The organism is uncultured Streptococcus sp., from assembly GCF_963511325.1.
Taxonomy (GTDB): Bacteria; Bacillota; Bacilli; order Lactobacillales; family Streptococcaceae; genus Streptococcus.
Map to the genome: position 1 here is coordinate 1 of NZ_CAUPII010000019.1, position 17378 is coordinate 17378.

General features: G+C 40.0%; 17 protein-coding genes and 1 tRNA gene. 14 read left to right on the forward strand and 4 right to left on the reverse strand.

Going from position 1 to position 17378, the window contains the following annotated elements; all coding sequences use genetic code 11:
- The 10 genes from mltG to RQ973_RS06450 form a co-directional block, all read left to right on the forward strand.
- A partial coding sequence (gene mltG / locus RQ973_RS06405; protein ID WP_311523239.1) for an endolytic transglycosylase MltG occupies positions 1 to 1500 on the forward strand: 1500 nt, incomplete at its 5' end.
- A gap of 353 nt (positions 1501 to 1853) precedes the next feature.
- The gene (greA, locus tag RQ973_RS06410) at positions 1854 to 2336 is read left to right on the forward strand and encodes a transcription elongation factor GreA (RefSeq protein WP_000818756.1); all 483 of its coding nucleotides are present in this window, start codon (positions 1854 to 1856) and stop codon (positions 2334 to 2336) included.
- Positions 2337 to 2418: 82 nt separating this feature from the next.
- On the forward strand, positions 2419 to 3792 hold the full coding sequence (locus RQ973_RS06415; protein WP_281334764.1) for an amino acid permease: 1374 nt from the start codon (positions 2419 to 2421) through the stop codon (positions 3790 to 3792).
- Between the two features lie 98 nt (positions 3793 to 3890).
- Positions 3891 to 4301, forward strand: a complete 411-nt coding sequence (locus RQ973_RS06420; RefSeq protein ID WP_281334763.1) for a GNAT family N-acetyltransferase — start codon at positions 3891 to 3893, stop codon at positions 4299 to 4301.
- 51 nt (positions 4302 to 4352) lie between these two features.
- Entirely contained in the window at positions 4353 to 4949 is a 597-nt protein-coding gene (locus RQ973_RS06425; protein WP_281334762.1) for an HAD family phosphatase, read from the forward strand.
- 149 nt (positions 4950 to 5098) lie between these two features.
- The gene (locus RQ973_RS06430; protein ID WP_001107501.1) at positions 5099 to 5308 is read left to right on the forward strand and encodes a helix-turn-helix transcriptional regulator; all 210 of its coding nucleotides are present in this window, start codon (positions 5099 to 5101) and stop codon (positions 5306 to 5308) included.
- Positions 5298 to 5786, forward strand: a complete 489-nt coding sequence (locus RQ973_RS06435; RefSeq protein WP_281334761.1) for a DUF6773 family protein — start codon at positions 5298 to 5300, stop codon at positions 5784 to 5786. Before RQ973_RS06430 ends, RQ973_RS06435 begins: the two co-directional genes overlap by 11 nt.
- 107 nt (positions 5787 to 5893) lie before the next feature.
- Complete coding sequence (locus RQ973_RS06440; RefSeq protein WP_311523241.1) at positions 5894 to 7354, forward strand: nicotinate phosphoribosyltransferase; 1461 nt, start codon at positions 5894 to 5896, stop codon at positions 7352 to 7354.
- The gene (nadE, locus tag RQ973_RS06445) at positions 7351 to 8175 is read left to right on the forward strand and encodes an ammonia-dependent NAD(+) synthetase (protein WP_075232179.1); all 825 of its coding nucleotides are present in this window, start codon (positions 7351 to 7353) and stop codon (positions 8173 to 8175) included. The genes RQ973_RS06440 and nadE overlap by 4 nt, the downstream gene beginning before the upstream one ends.
- Positions 8176 to 8327: 152 nt before the next feature.
- Positions 8328 to 8870, forward strand: a complete 543-nt coding sequence (locus RQ973_RS06450) for a GNAT family N-acetyltransferase (protein WP_075232178.1) — start codon at positions 8328 to 8330, stop codon at positions 8868 to 8870.
- Positions 8871 to 8916: 46 nt separating this feature from the next.
- On the opposite strand, the gene RQ973_RS06455 is transcribed toward RQ973_RS06450, so the two are convergent.
- The 4 genes from RQ973_RS06455 to RQ973_RS06470 all read right to left on the reverse strand — a co-directional run bounded on the left by RQ973_RS06455 (position 8917) and on the right by RQ973_RS06470 (position 13643).
- Entirely contained in the window at positions 8917 to 9999 is a 1083-nt protein-coding gene (locus RQ973_RS06455; RefSeq protein ID WP_247921708.1) for a Xaa-Pro peptidase family protein, read from the reverse strand.
- Positions 10000 to 10114: 115 nt separating this feature from the next.
- Positions 10115 to 10897 carry a lipid II isoglutaminyl synthase subunit GatD gene (gene gatD, locus RQ973_RS06460; protein WP_311523245.1) on the reverse strand — a complete coding sequence of 261 codons (783 nt, stop codon included), beginning with the start codon at positions 10895 to 10897 and terminating at the stop codon, positions 10115 to 10117.
- Positions 10897 to 12240 carry a lipid II isoglutaminyl synthase subunit MurT gene (gene murT / locus RQ973_RS06465; protein WP_248035990.1) on the reverse strand — a complete coding sequence of 448 codons (1344 nt, stop codon included), beginning with the start codon at positions 12238 to 12240 and terminating at the stop codon, positions 10897 to 10899. The genes gatD and murT overlap by 1 nt, the downstream gene beginning before the upstream one ends.
- 86 nt (positions 12241 to 12326) lie before the next feature.
- Complete coding sequence (locus RQ973_RS06470) at positions 12327 to 13643, reverse strand: FAD-containing oxidoreductase (RefSeq protein ID WP_248035989.1); 1317 nt, start codon at positions 13641 to 13643, stop codon at positions 12327 to 12329.
- Positions 13644 to 13982: 339 nt separating this feature from the next.
- Between RQ973_RS06470 and RQ973_RS06475 the strand changes: the two genes are divergently transcribed.
- From RQ973_RS06475 to RQ973_RS06490, 4 genes are all read left to right on the forward strand, one after another.
- Complete coding sequence (locus RQ973_RS06475) at positions 13983 to 15560, forward strand: DEAD/DEAH box helicase (RefSeq protein ID WP_311523247.1); 1578 nt, start codon at positions 13983 to 13985, stop codon at positions 15558 to 15560.
- 270 nt (positions 15561 to 15830) lie between these two features.
- Positions 15831 to 16619 (forward strand): GTP-sensing pleiotropic transcriptional regulator CodY, encoded by a 789-nt coding sequence (gene codY / locus RQ973_RS06480; protein ID WP_311523248.1) that lies wholly within the window; start codon positions 15831 to 15833, stop codon positions 16617 to 16619.
- Positions 16619 to 17194: a cysteine hydrolase family protein gene (locus RQ973_RS06485; protein ID WP_070459159.1), complete on the forward strand. Its 576-nt coding sequence runs from the start codon at positions 16619 to 16621 to the stop codon at positions 17192 to 17194. The genes codY and RQ973_RS06485 overlap by 1 nt, the downstream gene beginning before the upstream one ends.
- Before the next feature lie 81 nt (positions 17195 to 17275).
- Positions 17276 to 17361 (forward strand) — tRNA-Leu (locus RQ973_RS06490).
- The last annotated feature ends 17 nt before the right edge of the window (positions 17362 to 17378 follow it).

Consider the following 17378-nt stretch of genomic DNA (forward strand, 5'->3'; position numbering starts at 1 on the left):
GAACCAGCTGTAGTTCCAGAAAAAGTTACACCTGCAGAACCAGCTGTAGTTCCAGCAGAAGTTACACCTGCAGAATCTACAGTAGCTACAGAACCAGTAGTACCTACTGTAGATCCAGTTGAATCTCATGTACCTGTTCAGCCGGTTCAAGAAGAGAAAGAGTTCAATGCAAATTCGACAAGGATTCCAGTTTCTTATCGTACGAATCAGGCCAAACCAAGTCCTACTCGAAAGAATATTAAACCTCAACCGAAACCAACAGTTCTTGCCAAAGAAACTCCAAGTCAAGAACCAGTTGCTCCAGTTGAAACTAGAACGGAGCTTCCTAGAAGAAGTCGTAAAGAATCAGTGAAACCAATCAAGAAAAAGAAAAAATCACGCTTGAAAGGATTTTTCGTAACAGTATTTGTTTTATTGATTTTACTAGGTGTGGGTGGATTCTTTGGTTACCGTTATGTCGAATCTGCACTCCAACCGGTTGATGCTAATTCAAAACAGTATGTTACGGTTCAGATTCCAGAAGGGGCCAATCTTCAGCAAATTGGTGATACCTTAGAAAAATCTGAATTGGTAAAACATGGTTTTATCTTTAGCCTTTATGCTAAGTATAAAGACTACAATGATTTGAAATCTGGTTACTATAATTTGCAGAAGAGCATGAGTACAGATGATATCATCAAAGAATTGCAAAAGGGTGGAACTCCTCAACCTCAAGAGGTTGCACTTGCAAATCTTACAATCCCTGAAGGTTATACCCTTGATCAAATCGCACAAACAGTTGGTCAGCTTCAAGGAGACTTTAAAGAACCTTTGACTGCTGATGCCTTCTTGGCAAAAGTGCAAGATGAAACCTTCATCTCTCAATTAGTTGCTAAGTATCCAACCCTTCTCGGAAGTCTACCAACTAAAGAAAGTGGTGTTCGTTACCGTTTAGAAGGTTATCTTTTCCCAGCAACTTATGCTATCAAAGAAAGCACAACTATTGAAAGCTTGATTGATGAAATGGTGGCAACTATGGACAAAAACTTGTCAGCACATTACTCTGCAATCAAAGAAAAGAACTTGACAGTGAATGAACTCCTCACCATTGCATCACTTGTGGAAAAAGAAGGTTTGAAAACTGACGATCGCAAACTGATCGCTGGAGTTTTCTATAATCGTTTGAACCTTGGTATGCCACTTCAGAGTAATATTGCTATTCTCTATGCAGAAGGTAAGCTAGGACAAAATATTAGCTTGGCAGATGATGCAGCAATTGATACAACAATCAATTCACCATATAATGTTTATACGAACCTTGGCTTAATGCCTGGTCCAGTAGACAGTCCAAGTCTGGATGCAATTGAAGCTAGTATCAATCAAACTAAGAGTGACAATCTCTACTTTGTAGCCAACGTACAAGATGGCAAGGTTTACTTTGCAACGACACGAGAAGAACATGATCGAAACGTTGCAGAGCATGTTAACAGTAAATTGACACAATCAAGTAGTTCAAACTAACTCTTAGAACAAGATTTGCTATTAAATCCGTGAGTGTAGAAGAGAAACTCTCTTTTTACGGGAATAGCAAGTCACACCAGTCTTTCCGCTATGATCAGAAACGCCTGAAATTCACAAGTTTTAGGCGTTCGGAAATTGCGAAAGTAAAAGCTTACCTCTTATTTGAACCTGGGTCTAGAAGTGATAGAATTATTAGGTTTAGGCACAATTTTTAAAAGGTTGATACTGACTAAAATCATTTAAGGAAAGCTATAAAAAGACTTTGTCTTCATTGTAAAATTATGTGGTTTACCACATAATTTTGCTTTACTAGCTAAAGAAATTAAAATTTAATCAAAAGAAAGTTGAGAAAAATGGCAGAAAAAACATATCCAATGACCCTTGAAGAAAAGGAAAAACTCGAAAAAGAATTAGAAGAGTTAAAACTAGTTCGTCGTCCAGAAGTTGTAGAACGCATCAAGATTGCGCGTTCATACGGTGACTTGTCAGAAAATAGTGAGTATGAAGCAGCTAAGGACGAGCAAGCCTTCGTTGAAGGACAAATCTCTAGCTTGGAAACAAAAATCCGTTATGCTGAGATTGTCAATAGCGATGCGGTTGCTCAAGATGAAGTTGCTATCGGGAAAACAGTAACTATCCAAGAAATTGGTGAAGACGATGAAGAAGTATATATCATCGTGGGATCAGCGGGTGCAGATGCCTTTGCAGGTAAAGTATCAAATGAAAGCCCAATTGGGCAAGCCTTGATTGGTAAGAAAACAGGTGATACTGCTACGATTGAAACACCTGTAGGAAGCTATGATGTTAAAATCTTAAAAGTGGAAAAAACAGTTTAATAGGAATGAAAAGAAGGAGTAGATATAGGGAAAGCGCTTCCTATCACTCCTTTTCTTCATTCTAAAAACTAGAGGAGACTATATGAATTCAGAAAATAAGCACAAAAAGAAAAATAAAATGGAACGTGGGTTAACCAATCGCCATGTTCAGGTTATGGCGATTGCAGGAACAATTGGAACAGGACTTTTTCTAGGAGCTGGACGTTCCATTAGTTTGACAGGTCCGTCAATCGTCTTGGTCTATATGATTACGGGTGGTTTTATGTATCTTATGATGCGTGCTATCGGGGAAATGTTGTACCAAGATCCGGAGCAACATACCTTTATCAACTTTATTACCCGTTATCTAGGTCAGGGTTGGGGTTACTTCTCAGTCTGGTCTTACTGGCTCTCAGTAGTCTTTATCGGTATGGCTGAGATTACAGCTATTGCTCACTATGTTCAGTTTTGGTTTCCATCCTGGCCATCTTGGTTGATTCAGGTTGTATTTCTGACAATACTCGGCTTGGTGAATTTGATTGCCGTTAAAATCTTTGGTGAAGTAGAATTTTGGTTTGCTATGATCAAAATCGTGGCCATTCTTGCCATGATTGCGACAGGTGTCTTTCTAGTTTTGACTGGCTTTGAAACGCCTTATGGTTCAGCAAGTCTTGCCAATATCAGTGATCAGTTCTCACTTTTCCCAAATGGTGGTATGAACTTTGTCATGGCCTTCCAGATGGTTTTCTTTGCCTACTTGATGATTGAATTTATCGGTGTTACCACATCTGAAACCAAGGACCCTCGAAAAGTCTTGCCTAAGGCTGTTAAGGAAATTCCCTTGCGAATTATCTTTTTCTATGGTGGAGCTCTTTTAGCCATCATGTCTATTATTCCTTGGCGTGAGCTTTCTGCAGCAGATTCACCATTTGTAACGGTATTTGAACTTGTTGGTCTTAAGTGGGCGGCTGCTTTGATTAACTTTGTTGTTTTGACTTCAGCAGCGTCAGCCTTGAATTCAACCCTTTACTCAACAGGTCGTCACTTGTATCAAATTGCCCATGATTCACCAAATCGTTTCTTGAAAGCTATTAAGGCAGACACGCTCTCACGTCACAATGTTCCTCAGAATGCAATCATTGCTTCTGCTGTATTGATTGGTTTTGCAGCCTTCATCAATGTACTTCCTGGAGTATCAGATGCCTTTGCTTTGATTACAGCTTCTTCATCAGGTGTTTATATTGCCATCTACATCTTGATCATGGTAGCTCATCTCAAGTATCGTAAGTCTAAAGACTTTATGGCAAATGGCTATCTCATGCCTCAATACCGCTTGCTAAATCCTCTGGCCATGCTCTTCTTTATCTTTGTATTTGGAACACTCTTTTTACAAGACTCTACATTTGTAGGAGCAATCGGTTCAGCTATCTGGATTGTCGCATTTGGTATTTATAGCCAATGGAAATTTAGAAAATAAGTTTTACTCTCATCAACTTAGGTTGGTGAGTTTTTTAGTTTGACAGTTCTTCAAAATAGGAATATAATCAAGGCGTAAGTGTCTTTGAGGAGGTTTTGATGCACATTAGATTGGATAATACAGAGTCTCAGAAAGCGCAAGAAATTGGGGATTTGATTCGCTCCTATAATCGTTCTAAGAGAGAAGCAGCTGAAAGTGAGCCACTTAACCTTTATGTCGAAGATGATAGCGGTCAAGTCATGGCTGGTTTAGTAGCAGAGACCTTTGGAAATTGGCTAGAAATTGAGTATTTATTTGTGAAAGAGGATTTGCGAGGACAAGGAATCGGCTCCCAACTATTGCAACAAGCAGAAAGTGAAGCTAAGAAGAAAAACTGTCGCTTTGCTTTTGTGAATACGTATCAATTTCAAGCGCCATCCTTTTATCAAAAGCATGGTTACAAGGAAGTCTTTACTTTAAAAGACTATCCCTATACTGGACAAAGGCACTATTATCAAAAAGAGTTGTAAATGGAAAATGAACGATCGAAGAAATCGACACATCATAATGGAGTTGGCTTAATGGATATCATACTAGATATGGGTAATGTTCTACTGGAATGGAACAAGGATAAGATTTTGAAAGCTGTAGCTAAAACTCAGAAAGATTATCTGATCTTAGACAAGTCTATTTTCCAGTCGGGGCTCTGGGAAAGATTAGACTTAGGGACTTTGACTCGGGAAGAACTGGTTGATAAGGTTCTTTCTTTATTAGGGGATTGTTATCGGGAAAAGGTCGAAGAAGTGATTTGGAATTGGCCAGCCTATATCGATATTTACACGGAAGTCTTTCCGCTGCTTGCACGTTTAAAGGAAAAAGGTTATCGTATTTTTGTTCTATCTAATACATCGCCAGTTTTTTATGAATTATTGAAAGACCAACTATCTCCTTTAAATGGAATCTTAGATGGTTTCGTCCTTTCCTGTGATATCAAGATCATCAAACCAGATCCAAAGATGTTTGAAGAAATTCTCCGTAAATATCAGTTGGATCCAGAAAATTGTATTTTTCTGGATGATGTTAAAGATAATACTAATATGGCTGAAAGTTTAGGTATCAAAGCCTATCAAGTCAAACACAGAAGCGATGTCGTAGATGTTTTGAAAAAATTTGAATAAGTGGAAAACTCTCTATCATTTAGCTGGTAGGGAATTTTTGTTAAAAAAATCGCACAAAAAGAAAGATATATATTGCATAATGTAAAATATATGATATAATAAAGTTGAAAAAAGAAGCGCGACTTTTAAAATTAAGGAGGAGGTAAGAAGTGGCTAAGAATTTAAAATTAAAACTCGCTCGAGTAGAGCTTGATATGACACAAGGTGACTTGGCAGAAGCTGTAGGGGTTACGCGCCAGACTATCGGCTTGATAGAAGCTGGAAAGTACAATCCTTCGCTTTCACTTTGCCAATCCATTTGCAGATGCTTAGGGAAAACTCTAGATCAACTATTTTGGGAGGAAGAAGATGAAAAATAGATTTTATTATTATCAATTACTAGACGAAAGGGAAGAACAACTGATGAATAAAGCAGGGGCAGAAAGTTTCTATATCTCTATAGCTTTCTTGCTTTTATCTTATATGATTACAGTATTAGCACCAAGTCTTTTTAATCCGAGAATGATTCTTATCATTATCATTATTGGAACTTCTTACTTTTTCGGCCGTGCTCGAGATTTGGGTGTGAACTACTATAGTCGTTTTCATTTTACAATTATAGGGTGTTTGCTGGTAACTCTCGCTATTACGACTCTTTTGATGTTGCAGAATTATCAATTCAATATCGAAATTTATCAGCACAATCCTCTGAACGTTAAATACTTGTCTGCTTGGGCAATTACTTATGTTATTTACCTTCCTTGGGTTTTTATTGGCAATCTAGGCCTGAAGAGCTATGGCGAATGGGCTCAGAAAAAATTTGAGCAAGACATGGATGAACTGGAGAGTGGAGAATAGCTTGTTACTCTTTTATCAATCCAGCTAAAATGTGATATAATAGTACTAATTTATGAGAAAAGAAGAAACATTTTCATCTTTTTACAAATAAGGAAGAAGGACAGTATATGTACCCAGATGACAGTTTAACATTGCACACAGATTTGTATCAGATTAACATGATGCAGGTTTACTTCGACCAAGGAATCTATAACAAGAAAGCAGTTTTTGAAGTTTATTTCCGCCAACAACCGTTTAAAAATGGTTATGCTGTTTTTGCAGGTTTGGAACGAATTGTGAACTACTTAGAAAACTTACGCTTTTCTGATAGCGATATTGCTTATTTAGAGTCACTGGGTTATCATGGAGACTTCTTGGAATATCTGCGTAATCTCAAGCTAGAGTTGACCGTACGTTCTGCTCAGGAAGGGGACTTGGTATTTGCTAATGAACCGATTGTTCAAGTGGAAGGACCTTTGGCTCAGTGTCAGTTGGTTGAAACAGCACTTTTGAACATCGTCAACTTTCAAACCTTGATTGCGACCAAGGCAGCTCGTATTCGTTCAGTCATTGAAGATGAACCGTTGATGGAGTTTGGTACACGTCGTGCGCAAGAAATGGATGCAGCTATCTGGGGAACTCGTGCCGCTGTCATTGGTGGTGCCAATGGAACTAGTAATGTACGTGCTGGTAAGCTCTTCGGTATTCCTGTTCTAGGGACTCATGCTCACGCCTTGGTACAAGTCTATGGCAATGATTATCAGGCTTTCAAGGCTTATGCCTCAACGCACAAAAACTGTGTCTTTCTAGTAGATACCTATGATACTCTTCGCATCGGTGTTCCAGCAGCGATTCAGGTTGCGCGTGAACTTGGTGATAAGATTAACTTCCTTGGTGTTCGTATTGACTCTGGAGATATCGCCTATATTTCTAAAAAAGTTCGTCAACAACTGGATGAGGCAGGATTTACAGATGCTAAGATTTACGCATCAAATGATCTTGATGAAAATACCATCCTTAACCTCAAGATGCAGAAAGCTAAGATTGATGTCTGGGGTGTAGGTACTAAGCTCATCACTGCTTATGACCAACCAGCACTTGGAGCAGTCTACAAGGTTGTTGCCATCGAAGATGAGAACGGTCATATGCGCAATACCATCAAGCTTTCAAACAATGCAGAGAAGGTTTCAACGCCAGGGAAGAAACAAGTTTGGCGCATCACCAGTCGTGAAAAAGGCAAGTCAGAAGGTGATTATATTACCTATGATGGTGTCGACGTTGCTAGCATGACTGAAATCAAGATGTTCCATCCAACCTATACTTACATCAAGAAAACTGTCCGTAATTTTGATGCTGTTCCTCTCTTGGTTGACATTTTCAAGGATGGTAAGCTGGTTTATGACTTACCAAGTCTGCCTGAAGTTCAAGCCTATGCTCGTAAGGAATTTGATAAGCTCTGGGATGAATACAAACGTGTTCTTAACCCACAACATTACCCTGTCGACTTGGCTCGTGATGTATGGCAAGACAAGATGGACTTGATTGATAAAATGCGTAAGGAAGCTCTAGGTGAAGGAGAAGAAGAATGAGTTTGCAAGAGACTATTATCCAAGAACTGGGGGTTAAACCAGTGATTGATGCCCAGGAAGAAATCCGTCGTTCGATTGACTTTTTGAAAAGATACTTGAAAAAACATCCTTTTTTAAAGACATTTGTCTTAGGAATTTCTGGGGGACAGGACTCGACCTTGGCAGGACGCTTGGCTCAATTAGCCATAGAAGAAATGCGAGCTGAAACCGGTGATGATAGTTATAAATTTATCGCTGTTCGTTTGCCTTATGGAGTGCAAGCTGACGAGGATGATGCTCAAAAAGCCTTAGCTTTTATCCAGCCAGATGTGAGCTTGGTCATTAATATCAAAGAATCTGCTGATGCTATGACAGCAGCAGTGGAAGCAACAGGAAGTCCTGTTTCAGATTTCAACAAGGGAAATATTAAGGCGCGTAGTCGTATGATTGCCCAATATGCCCTTGCAGGTGCTCATAGCGGAGCTGTTATCGGAACAGACCATGCTGCGGAAAATATCACAGGTTTCTTTACTAAATTTGGTGACGGTGGTGCAGATATTCTCCCACTTTATCGCCTCAATAAACGCCAAGGGAAACAACTCTTGAAGGAACTTGGAGCTGATCCAGCCCTCTATGAAAAAGTTCCAACAGCAGATTTGGAAGAAGAAAAACCAGGTATTGCAGACGAAGTAGCCTTGGGAGTCACTTACAATGAAATTGATGATTACCTCGAAGGTAAACAAGTCAGCCCAGAAGCCCAAGCTACCATTGAAAAATGGTGGTACAAAGGCCAACACAAACGCCACCTACCAATTACTGTGTTTGATACGTTTTGGGAGTAAAAACCTCCGGGGGAGGTTTTTACCCCGAGTCTAGAAACAGGAGAACGAGGAAAGTCCGGAGGACCTTTTTCACTTTATAACTTGCAATAGGAGACTGAGATAGGTCAATGTAAGTTTGAGCCCATCCATAAAATAGAAAGCGAGTTACGATTATGAAAGCACTAGGGACACAACCTATAGAAACTGAACGATTGATCTTGAGGAGATTTGTGGAAGATGATGCTCAAGCTATGTTTGAGAATTGGGCTTCTCGTCTAGATAATCTAACCTATGTTACTTGGGATCCACACCTGAATGTCGAACAGACTCGAAATTCTATTGGCAATTGGGTAAAAACCTATGACGATCCAAATTGCTACAAATGGGCCATCTGTCTCAAAGAAAATCCAGACTATGTCATTGGAGATATTAGTCTGGTCAGTGTGGATAAAGAAAACTCTAGCTGTGAGATCGGATATATCTTGGGGATGGACTACTGGGGACGAGGACTCATGACAGAAGCCTTGAAGGCAGTTTTATCATACTGTCTAGATGAGATTGGATTTGAAGAGGTTGATGCTTGCTATGTAAGTCTAAACCCAGCATCTGGTCGTGTTATGGAAAAGGTGGGTATGGCTTTTTGGAAGACGATTCCAAATGCAGTTGAACGAAAAGGTTATATCGCTGATAAAATTTATTATCAAATCAAAAAATAAGATGGAAAAGAATAACTTTTCCATCTTATTTTTTATAATATACTTTTTAATCAAAATAAAGTAAATCTTTGCTGGTACTTGTAAAGAGGTCGAAGCCATCCTTCGTTACAACACCACAGTCTTCGATGCGGACACCGACTTTACCAGGGATGTAGATACCAGGCTCAACTGAGAAGCACATGCCTTCTTCGATAACCATGTCGTTTCCTTCCATGATGGATGGGAATTCGTGTACATCCATACCGATACCATGACCGAGACGGTGGTTAAAGTACTCACCGTAGCCAGCTTTTTCAATCACTTCACGAGCTGCGCGGTCTACTTCATGAGCTGTCACACCAGGTTTGATAAAGTCAAGGGCAGCTTGTTGGGCTTCCAGAGTCAAGTTGTAAATATCTTTCTTGAACTGGTCAGGTTTACCAACAGCGACTGTACGAGTCATATCTGATGCATAACCATTGACCATCACACCGAGGTCAAAGAGGAGAAGGGCATTGTTTTCAACCTTGTTAGCTCCAGGGATACCATGCGGATTTGCAGCGTTATCACCTGTTAAAACCATAGTATCAAAGCTCATTTCATAGCCTTCACGTTTCATAGCAAAGTCGATTTGTGCAATGATATCTGTTTCCGTATTATCAAGAGAGATATTGTCAAAACCAACTTTAACAGACTTGTCGGCGTAAACACCTGCAACCATCATCTTTTGCACTTCATCTGCTGATTTGATCAAGCGCATACGTTGGATCAATGGAGTTAAGTTCTCAAACTCAGCAGTTTCAAAGACAGTTTTCAAACCGTGATATTTAGTCAAGATGAGATTGTCAAACTCAACTGCTACACGTTTGAAATCAAGCTGTGGAAGAGCATTTTGGATTTTCTTCCAAGGATTTTCAGAGTCCACGTAGCCAACTACTGGGAAAGAGACAGTGCTAGTCGCACGTTCAACCTCAAGTGCTGGAACGAAGAGAAGCGGTTCCTGATCTGCAAGGACAAAAAGGAACATTTGACGTTCGTGTGGATCACTGTAAAAGCCAGTGAGGTAATTAATTGTGACGGGGTCAGATACGACAGCGACGTCTAGCTTTTCTGATTCAAGATAAGTTAAGATTTGTTGTAATTTAGACATATTCTACCTTCTTTCTACCCCTCTATTTTTGCAAAAATTAGTAGAAAATGCAAGGAAGAAGGAGAAAAGAACCTAAAAAAATTCCAACAGCTAATAGCATGTTGGAATCTAAATATTAATTGAAGTCTGCCTTGCTTTTAACATCGCTGTATTCTTCAGCGACTTCTTGATTGAGAATGTCCTCGTAAGCCGGAAGGACAAGATCCTGACCGTATTTCTTTTTGAGGGCAAGGGTTACTAAGCGATAGGCTAAGTTTGCATTACGGGATAAAATAGGTCCGTGGAAATAAGAACCGAAAACATTTCTATAGTGAACACCTTCACCGATTTTTTCTTCATTATTTCCATTTCCGTAAACAACCTGACCGAGCGGTTTTTGGTCATCTGAGAGGAAGGTACGGCCTTGATGATTTTCAAAACCATAATAGGTTTCATCGAATTCTTCATTATGAATTTTAATGTCACCGATAAAGCGGTTGTTGGTTTGGTTGAGTGTGTAGTGTCCCATGACACCTAGACCTTCGATACGTCTTCCAGAAGCTTCGATATAGTATTGACCCAGTAATTGGAAACCGCCACAGATAGCTAGGACGACACCATCATTTTGGATAAAGTTGCCAATGCTTTCTTTTTTAGCAGGCAAATCACCAGCAATGATGCTTTGTTCAAAGTCTTGACCACCGCCGAAAAAGGCGATGTCGTAGTGATTTTCATCGAAATCATCGTGGAGAGAAACGATGTCAACTGTAACATGAGCACCCAGCTTTTCAGCTACATACTTGAGCATAAGGATATTCCCGTTATCTCCGTAGGTATTCATGAGGTTACCATAGAGGTGGGCGATATTTAGCTGGTAAGGATAGTTGCCGTCTTTTGAGGAAAGTGAAGTATAAACCATTAGTTCATCTCCTTTCTAACAAGCTGACGATTGGCTAGTAGTTCTCGGAATTCCAGCATAGCAGTATAAGTCGCAAGGATATAAGCATGTTTGCAGTCTTGGGCTTCAATCGTTTTAAGAACTTGTTCCAGACTACTTGTTTCAGTGATTTTATCAGCTGGATAACCAGTTACTCGAAGACGACGAGCGATTTCAGAATGACGAACGCCACCGGCGTTGATTTCTGGGATATCCATGTCAGTTATCTGTTCAAAATCCGCATCCCAGATCCAGCTGGTATCAATACCGTCAGCATAGTTAGCATTGAGAAGAACAGATAGACTAAATGGGTAAGGAGCTAGCTTAATCATTTCAATAGCTTGTGTAGCACCGACAGGATTCTTGATGAGAACCAGTGTGCATTCCTTGTCACCGATATGGAAGGTTTCTTGTCGTCCAAAAACTGCACGACTCTTGTCAAAACCTTGTTTGATCAGTTGAGAATCAGCTCCGAGGTAACGGGCGATAGCAACTGCAGCCAGAGCATTATAGATGTTGTAGAGTCCACCGATTTGAATACCGTATTCCTGTCCGTCAATAACAAAGCGAGAACGATTGTTAGTCAATTCCACCAATTCTGTCAGACGGTAGTCCAAATCAGGACGTTTACATCCACAGTTTTCGCAGATGTAGGCACCCAAGTTGGCATAGGTATTGAGCTCGTACTTAAGAATGCTATGACATTCAGGACAGAGGATTCCCTCCGTGTTGTAGTGAGCTAGTTGTGCTGGTCCTTTTTCCAAGTCAAAACCAAAATACTGAACAGGATTTGGGAAAGAGCGCTTGTAAAAAAGTGGACTATCACCGTTGAGAAGGACAGTAGCAGTAGGAACTTTCCGAATAGCATCCAAAATCATGTTATAGGTCGTATAAATTTCACCGAAGCGATCCATTTGGTCGCGGAAGATATTAGTGATGACGAAGAGACTTGGCTGGATGTAGTCACAGATACGAGAGAGACTAGCTTCATCGATTTCAAGGACAGCGATGTTCTTGCCTGTTTTAGAAGATTTGGCTGTCAAGAAGGTGGTGGTAATCCCTGTAATCATATTGGCACCACTAGGATTGGTCAGAACTTGACCATAGACTTCGTTTAAAATACCGACAGTGAGGGCGGTTGTCAGGGTTTTTCCATTGGTACCAGTAACTACGACAATCTCGTAGTTCTTCGCTAAATGTTGTAAAATGTCTTTATCAAATTGGAGGGCAAGTTTCCCTGGGAGCGTACTTCCACGTCCGAGACGACTCAAAATAAAGTGAGAAGAACGTCCAGCAATGAGCCCAAAAGTAGTTTCTAATTTCATGTTTCTATTATATCATAAAAGCTGAAAAAGACAGATTTGAGATTTTAGAAAAAGAAAAACAGCCCAAGGAGGGCTGCTTGATAAAACTAAATCGCAAACAAGTCATTCAAGTTTTCAGCCAAGGTTGGGTGAGTGAAGATTTGTTTTGTGAAGTAAGTGTAAGGAATCTTGTTGTCCATAGCAACAGTAATGATATTGATGATTTCTTGAGAACCTTCAGAGAAGATAGTTGCACCGAGAATTTCTTTGGTTTCAGTGTTGACAACTGCTTTGAAAGCTCCACGAAGGTCACCATTTACATGACCACGAGGCATAGCAGCGACAGGGATTTCCTTAACAGCATATGGAAGTTTCAATTCAGCAGCTTGGCTTTCGGTCAAACCAACTTGTGAAAGTGCTGGTGTGATGAACATAGTGTTTGGCACATTGAGACGGTCCTCAAGGGTGTAGCTGCCATCACCAGCGAGGTAGCTGTATACAACACGGAAGTCATCAAGTGAAATGTAGGTAAATTGAAGTCCACCGTTGACATCTCCAACTGCAAAGACACCAGGAACGTTTGTTTGACAGTGTTTGTCCACCTTAATCGCACCACGTTCAGTTAGTTCAATATCTGTATTTTCAAGTTGAAGTGGTTCTACATTTGGTTTACGTCCAGTTGCGTAGAGAAGGGCATCGAAACGGTAGGTTTCATTCTCTGTCACGACAAGAACTTGGTCACCATCGTTTTTGATTTCAGTAGTATGGATATTTTGAAGGAGTTCAATGCCGTCTTCTTCCATGTATTGTTTAGCAAGAGCTGCGATAGAAGGTTCAGCACGAGGCAAGAAAGTATCCAGAGCATCTAGGACTGTTACCTTACTTCCAAGTTTGTTGAAAAGACCAGCAAATTCAAGACCAATATTACCACCACCAAGAATTCCAAGTTTTTCTGGTAATTTGTCTAAGTTTTGGATACCTGTTGAGTCAAAGACGTTTTTGCTTGTAGCAAGTCCTGGAATTGGCAAGACGTTTGAAATAGCACCAGTGTTGATGACGATAGTTTCAGCAGTCAATTCTTGTTTTTCCTCACCAGCTTGGATTTCGATGACTTTATTTGAAAGGAAGTGAGCTTCCGCATCAAAGATATCGACGCCTGTACCAGCAACAGTCGCATAGTTTTTACCATTGAGGCGTGTAGTAACCGTATTTTTAGTAGCCATGACTTGATCAAATGACAAGTCTTTTTCAGCAGCAACTAACAAGGTTTTAGTTGGGATACAACCGATATTGATACAAGTACCGCCGTACATCGCCTTACTACGTTCGATAAGGGCAACCTTTTTACCAGCTGAAGCTAGTTTTCCAGCAAGCGTTTTACCTGCCTTACCAAAACCAATGACAATTAAATCGTATGTTAACATTTTTATTCCTCCTGTTCGAATTTCATTCTAGCATAAGAAAAAAACTTTTGCACAAATCTGCTACGGAAAATCATTTCAGGAACCGAATGCTCTAACAAATACTTTTTGAGTGAAGCAAATCGATAGAAAAATCGTTTACATGATTTAATCAGGAGGTTAGACTATCTTTTGACCCTCTCTTGTGTTATACTAGATAAGTTGCAAAAAAGCAGTACTTTTCTTTAGTGGAAAAGAAGCAACACGGTCTTTCATAAAAGATATGAAAGTACGTCATGACAAGAAAAGTATAAACTAAGCGCTATAGGATGGCTTCGCACCATCTTTAGAAAGAAGAATAACGTGAAATTTAATGAATTTAATCTTTCTGCTGATTTATTGGCAGAAATTGAAAAAGCAGGATTTGTAGAAGCAAGTCCTATCCAAGAGCAAACCATTCCTTTGGCTCTTGAAGGAAAAGATGTTATCGGACAAGCCCAAACTGGTACAGGAAAAACTGCTGCCTTTGGCTTGCCAACCCTTGAAAAAATTCGTACAGAAGAAGCAACCATTCAAGCTTTGGTCATTGCACCAACCCGAGAACTAGCTGTGCAAAGTCAGGAAGAACTCTTCCGCTTTGGTCGAAGCAAGGGTGTAAAAGTCCGTTCTGTTTATGGTGGTTCAAGTATCGAAAAACAAATCAAGGCTCTTAAATCAGGTGCTCATATCGTAGTTGGAACACCAGGTCGTCTCCTAGATTTGATCAAACGCAAGTCCTTGAAATTGCAAGATATTGAAACTCTTATTCTTGATGAAGCGGACGAAATGCTTAACATGGGCTTCCTTGAAGACATCGAAGCCATTATCTCTCGTGTCCCAGAAAATCGTCAAACCTTGCTCTTTTCAGCAACTATGCCTGAAGCTATCAAACGTATCGGGGTTCAGTTCATGAAAGAACCTGAGCATGTGAAGATTGCTGCAAAAGAATTAACAACAGAATTAGTAGACCAGTACTATATCCGCGTTAAGGAACAAGAAAAATTTGATACCATGACTCGTCTCATGGATGTTGATCAACCTGAGTTGTCTATCGTCTTTGGTCGTACTAAACGTCGTGTGGATGAGTTGACTCGTGGGCTTAAAATCCGTGGTTTCCGTGCAGAAGGGATTCATGGAGATTTGGACCAAAACAAACGTCTTCGTGTCCTTCGTGATTTCAAAAATGGCAACCTTGATGTCCTCGTAGCAACTGACGTTGCGGCTCGTGGTTTAGATATCTCAGGTGTGACCCATGTCTACAACTATGATATTCCTCAAGATCCTGAGAGCTATGTTCACCGTATCGGCCGTACAGGTCGTGCAGGTAAGTCGGGTCAGTCTATTACCTTCGTTTCACCTAATGAGATGGGCTATCTCCAAATCATTGAGAACTTGACTAAAAAACGTATGAAAGGTCTAAAACCTGCAAGTGCAGAAGAAGCCTTTCAAGCTAAGAAGCAAGTAGCTCTTAAGAAAATTGAACGTGATTTTGCTGATGAAGTTATTCGTGGAAACTTCGAGAAATTTAGCAAAGATGCCCGTAAATTAGCAGCTGAATTCAGCCCAGAAGAATTGGCAATGTACATCCTAAGTTTGACAGTTCAGGATCCAGATAGTCTTCCAGAAGTTGAGATTGCACGTGAAAAACCACTGCCGTTTAAACCTTCAGGTAATGGATTCGGTGGGAAAGGTAAGGGAGGTCGTCGTGGAGATGACCGTCGTGATCGTGAACGCCGTCGCGACAATCGTCGTGGTGAACGTCGGGATGATTTCAAAAAAGGCAGTCGCAAAAACGACCGCTTTGATAAGGAAAAACGTTACCGTAAGGACAACAAAAAACCTCGCACAACATCTAGCGAAAAGAAAACAGGCTTCGTTATTCGTAACAAGGGCGATAAATAATAAAAAAAGCGGTTCACTGTGGTGGATCGCTTTTATATATAAGGAGACCGAGAGTTACGTAAAAATCAATACTAGAAGTGATATCTATATATTTGTTATCTTGTAATATTATATTATCAAAAAACGAAGGAGCTGTCAACAAGAAAATTGAAAAAAATATAAAAAATTGCAAATGTAAGAGAATTGCAATGCAATAAGCAATTTTCAGATAATTATTGAAATAAAGACAGTTTTGTGATATAATGGAAGCGATTAAATACGAGGTGAAAAATGGCACATTTATTAGAAAAAACGAGAAAAATCACATCTATCTTAAAGCGTTCGGAGGAGAAATTACAAGATGATCTTCCATATAATGCCATCACACGCCAATTAGCGGATATTATTGATTGCAACGCTTGTATTGTTAACAGTAAGGGGCGCCTCCTTGGCTATTTTATGCGTTACAAAACCAATACAGATCGTGTAGAGCAATTTTTCCAATCAAAAATTTTTCCTGAGGACTATATTCAAGGTGCAAATATGATTTACGATACAGAAGCAAATCTGACTGTAGATCACGAATTAAGCATCTTTCCAGTTGAGAGTCGTGCAGATTTCTCAGAAGGTTTGACAACCATTGCTCCAATCCATGTTTCTGGGATTCGTTTGGGATCTTTGATTATCTGGCGTAATGATAAGAAATTCGAAGATGAGGATTTGATCCTTGTTGAGATTGCCAGCACGGTGGTTGGTATTCAGCTTTTGAACTTCCAACGTGAAGAAGATGAGAAAAATATCCGCCGTCGTACAGCCGTAACAATGGCAGTTAATACTCTTTCTTACTCTGAGTTACGAGCAGTATCAGCTATTTTGGGTGAATTGAATGGCAATGAAGGACAATTAACTGCATCAGTCATTGCAGACCGTATCGGTATTACGCGCTCTGTGATTGTCAATGCCCTTCGAAAACTCGAATCAGCAGGAATTATTGAAAGTCGTTCATTGGGTATGAAGGGAACTTATCTAAAAGTTTTAATCCCAGATATTTTTGAAGAAGTGAAAAAGAGGGACTATTAATGGCTAAGGCTTTAATTTCGATTGACTACACAGAAGATTTTGTAGCGGATCATGGAAAATTGACAGCAGGAGCTCCTGCTCAAGCGATATCAGAAGCAATCAATCAGGTAACTAGATTAGCATTTGACCGTGGAGATTATATTTTCTTTACCATTGACGCTCATGAGGAAAATGATGTCTTTCATCCAGAAAGTAAACTATTTCCCCCTCATAATCTGATTGGGACTAGCGGGCGTAATCTATATGGTAAGTTAGCTGAATTTTATCAGGAACAGGCCCAGGATAGTCGTGTTTTCTGGATGGACAAACGTCACTATTCGGCTTTTTCTGGCACAGATTTGGATATCCGTCTGAGAGAGCGTCGCGTGGATACAGTTATCTTAACAGGTGTTCTGACAGATATCTGTGTATTGCATACGGCTATTGATGCCTATAATCTTGGGTATCAGATAGAAGTTGTCAAGCCAGCAGTCGCATCCATTTGGCCTGAAAACCACCAGTTTGCACTTGGACATTTTAAGAATACATTAGGAGCGAAACTCCTTGATGAAAATCTAGTTGAAATCAAAGAATAATGTATTCAAAAAAACTGAAAAAAATCTGAAAAAAGTGTTGACAAAGTTTTTGAAAGTTGATATACTAGTAAAGTAATCGACGCGGGGATGGCGGAATTGGCAGACGCGCAGGACTAAGGATCCTGTGACCGCTTTAGGTCGTGAGGGTTCAAGTCCCTCTCTCCGCATAGGAAAAGAGTTAGCT